This window comes from Duganella vulcania, from assembly GCF_009857655.1.
GTDB lineage: Bacteria > Pseudomonadota > Gammaproteobacteria > Burkholderiales > Burkholderiaceae_D > Rugamonas > Rugamonas vulcania.
In genome coordinates this window covers 1-985 of record NZ_WWCX01000259.1, presented here as the reverse complement: position 1 = coordinate 985, position 985 = coordinate 1, and the positions used below count along the sequence as shown (strand labels likewise).

General features: G+C 74.0%; 1 protein-coding gene and 1 pseudogene. Both read right to left on the bottom strand.

All coding sequences use genetic code 11. From position 1 onward, the window contains the following. A pseudogene (locus GTP90_RS35835) lies at positions 1–477 on the bottom strand (efflux RND transporter periplasmic adaptor subunit); the annotation flags it as partial. Further along, the coding region (locus GTP90_RS35830; protein WP_161087941.1) for a TolC family protein at positions 474–985 on the bottom strand (512 nt) is incomplete at its 5' end. The gene GTP90_RS35830 and the pseudogene GTP90_RS35835, both read right to left, overlap by 4 nt.

Genomic DNA, 985 nt, shown 5'->3' with positions numbered 1-985 from the left:
ATCTCGTCCCAGCGCGCTGCGCGCCTCGGCCAGGCTGGCCTGGTTCTGCGCCAGCGCGGCCCGGGCGGCGGCCAGCGCGGCGCGCGAACGCACGATCTGGTCCCGCAACTTGGCCGTATCCAGCTCCACCAGCACCTGGCCGGCGTGGACCTGGTCGTTGACGTCGACCAGCACGCGCGCCACGGTGCCGGACAGCTCGCTGCCGATGTTGACGGCGCGAGTGGGCTGCAAGGTGCCGTTGGCGGTGACGCTGAGCGTGACGCTGCCGCGCTTGACCGGCGCCGTCACATAGCCGGGCGCGCGCGCCGCCTGGCGCTGCGCCTGCCACGCATACAACGCGGCGCCGATGGCAAGCAGCGCCAGCACGCCGCCCCAGAATGTGGCGCGGCGCCACCACGGGCGGCGGGCCGGTTCCGCCAGTTCGTCCGACGGCGCGGCTGCGGCAGGCCGGGGGGCCTGGGCCAGAGGTTGGTTCATGGTGCGCTTCCTTGTTTCATTGCGGCGCCTTCGCCGTCGGGTTGCCAGCCGCCGCCCAGCGCCTTGTACAACCGTACCAGATCGCCGCCCAAGTCGGCGCTGGTGACAGCCACGCCGTCCTGCGACGCATACAGCGCGCGCTGGGTTTCCAGCACCGTCTGGAAATCGACCAGCCCGCTGGCGTAGCGCTGCCGCGCCAGCAGCGCGGCGCTCTCGGCGGCAGCGGCGGCCAGGCGCAGATGCGCCAGCCGCGCGCGTTCGCCGGTCAGCGAGGCCAGCGCGTCCTCCACTTCCTGCAAGGCGCCCAGCACGGTGGACAGGTAGCCCGCCTGCGCCTGCGCCAGCGCGCCGCGTTGCAAGTCGAGCTGGGCCTGGCTGGCGCCGCCGTCCAGCACGTTGCCGGTCACGCCGGCCAGCAGCGTGCGCAGCAGGGTGCCGCCGCTGGCGCCCCAGCCCAGGCCGCTCAATCCCAGCGAGCCGTCCAGCCGGAACTGCGGATAGCGGGCGG